Source organism: Terriglobus sp. YAF25 (assembly GCF_052113305.1).
Lineage (GTDB): Bacteria > Acidobacteriota > Terriglobia > Terriglobales > Acidobacteriaceae > Terriglobus.
Genome location: NZ_JBFRCY010000661.1, coordinates 1 through 2,622, shown reverse-complemented (window position 1 = coordinate 2,622; position 2,622 = coordinate 1). Strand labels below are relative to the sequence as shown.

Here is a 2,622-nt window from a genome sequence, read left to right as displayed (position 1 = left end):
GGGCCACACACCGGCGCCGACACTGGCCACCGCGGCCAACTCGGCAGCGCGTCACATGGGCCACGTCTTCCAGCGCCAGATGCTGGCGGTGGACTCGTTGCAGGAGTTGATGAATATCGCCTAAATGTTCGTTTATCGGTTAGAGGCGGTTTTCGGTGCTGTTTTTCGCGGTATAGAATCGGGAGTTGCAGTGAGCTCCGTTCGCCGAACGGCCGCTCGACCTCAGTTTCACTTGTAATTTGAATTCACTTTCTCAAGGATCATCATGCCGACTGACGTAGTCATGCCCCAGATGGGCGAGTCCATCACCGAAGGCACCCTGACCAAGTGGCTGAAGAAGCCGGGCGACAAGGTAGAGCGCGACGAACCGCTCTTCGAGATCTCGACCGATAAGGTGGATGCCGAGATTCCCTCGCCCGCAGCCGGCATTCTGACCGAGGTCAAGGTTCAGGAAGGCGCCACGGTCAACGTGAACAGCGTCGTTGCCATCATCGCGGAAGAAGGTTCCGCTGCGGCTTCCGCTCCTGCTGCTGCTCCGGCAGCGCCTGCTGCCGCCGACGATAAGGCTGCTGCTACGGAAGCGACACAGGAGCCCTCGCAGAACACAGGTTCCGGCGCTCCCGCTGCCGGGTTTACTGCAGGCTCGGGTACCGACGTCGTCATGCCGCAGATGGGCGAATCCATCACCGAAGGCACCATCACCAAATGGCTGAAGAAGGTCGGCGACTCCGTCCAGCGCGACGAGCCGCTCTTTGAAATCTCGACCGACAAGGTCGATGCCGAGATTCCCTCGCCTGCAGCCGGTGTGCTGAGCCAGATCAAGGTAGAGGCCGGTTCGACCGTTGCCATCAATACCGTGGTAGCCATCATCGGCGGAGGCGCGGACAAGGCCGCCGCTGCTCCTGCGGCCGCACCGGCTCCCGCAGCCGCTGCTCCGGCCCCTGCCGCTGCTGCAGCAACCACTGCCGAAACAGCCGCCGCCGGCGTCCGCAGCTCTCCGCTGGTCCGCAAGATGGCCAAGGAAAACGCCATCGATCTTTCGACCGTCACCGGCACCGGCGCCAGCGGCCGTATCACCAAGGACGACATCACCGGCGTAATCTCAGGCGCGAAGCCCGCGGCCGCGTCAGCTCCCGCCGCCGCTGCGCCCGCAGCAGCGAAGCCTGCTGCCGCTCCCGCCCCAGCCGCGGCTGTTCCGGCGCCTGGCACCCTGGAGCCGATGTCGAAGATGCGCTCGATCATTGCCAGGCGCATGGTCGAGTCCAAGCAGACCTCGCCGCACGTCCACACCATCTTCAAGGTGGACATGACCCGCATCGTCAAGCTGCGTGAGAAGGAGAAGAACAAGTACGAGCAGCGCAACGGCGTGAAGCTGACGTACATGCCCTTCATCACTCGCGCCGTCATCACCGCGCTCCGCAAGCACCCCATCGTCAACGCCTCCGTCGAGGGCGATGCCATCCGCTATGCGAAGAACATCAACATCGGCATCGCCGTCGCTCTGGACTGGGGCCTCATCGTTCCGGTCATCAAGCAGACCGAAGAGAAGAGCTTCCTCGGCATCGCTCGCGGCATCGTCGATATCGCTGAGCGCGCCCGCGGCAAGAAGCTGGCTCCGGATGAGATCGCCGGCGGCACCTTCACCATTACCAACGCCGGCATCTTCGGCGAACAGTTCGGAACACCGATCATCAACCAGCCGCAGGTGGCAATTCTCGGCATCGGTGGCCTGAACAGAGAACCCTTGGTGCTCACCGACAAGGACGGCAATGAGTCCATCGCCATCCGCTCCGTCCAGCGCTTCACGCTCGGCTTCGACCACCGCATCGTCGACGGCGCCGATGCCGGCAAGTTCATGACCGACTTCAAGGCCTACCTGGAAAACTGGTCCGAAGACATCGGCTGAGCTGCGCGCTCGGCGGGATGCGCTTCGCGCCTTAATGCAGTGGAAATGGGGCTGACGTTGTCAGCCCCATTTTGCTTTTCCTTTTTGTCACAGTACGAAGCGGGTGCCACATATCTCGGCTGTGCCGAGATGTGGGACATTCGCGCTACGCGCGAACCGCTTTTGTATGAGTCCAGAATGTGTGGAAAGGCTTGAAGGAACTCACACACCGGGTGCCCATTCATCGCAACACGGGGTTCCCGGGGAACTTGATTCGCTGGGTGAACTATTCGAGCGGAGCTACCCAGCAACTAGCTCGTCTGCGATCGACAGGTGTTCATCCAGCGCAGTCAGAGCGAAATCGATTTCTTCTTTCGAGACGATAAGCGGTGGCGCGATGACGAAGTGGTTCATCCATGCCTGCAGAAAGATTCCTGAGGCCATCATCTTGCCGGCGATCTGGTCGACGACCAGAGTCTTACCGTCGAGCTTCTCCTGCCAGACGTTGAAGGGCGTCTTCTTTGCCTGGTCCTTTACCAGCTCGACTGCCCAGAAAAGTCCGAGGCCGCGTACGTCGCCGATGGACTTGTGTTTCGCTTTCAACGCCTGCAGCTTTTCCCCGAGATATGCTCCCACTTCGACGGCGCGCTCTATCAGGTTGAGCCGCTGCATCTCGCGGATGGTGGCGATTGCGGGGCCGAGCGTCAGTGGGTGAGCTTCATACGTGTGGCCATGAG

The 2,622-nt window shown here is 61.4% G+C and carries 2 protein-coding genes; one reads left to right on the top strand and one right to left on the bottom strand.

Annotation, left to right across the window (positions count from 1 at the left end; genetic code table 11):
• Nucleotides 1–265: 265 nt before the first annotated feature.
• A complete protein-coding gene (locus tag AB4043_RS21960; protein WP_442303399.1) occupies nt 266–1,906 on the top strand; it encodes a 2-oxo acid dehydrogenase subunit E2 in 1,641 nt (546 codons plus the stop codon).
• 279 nt (nt 1,907–2,185) lie between these two features.
• On the opposite strand, the gene AB4043_RS21955 is transcribed toward AB4043_RS21960, so the two are convergent.
• Nucleotides 2,186–2,622: aminotransferase class III-fold pyridoxal phosphate-dependent enzyme (locus AB4043_RS21955; protein WP_442308091.1), on the bottom strand; the 437-nt coding region annotated here is incomplete at its 5' end.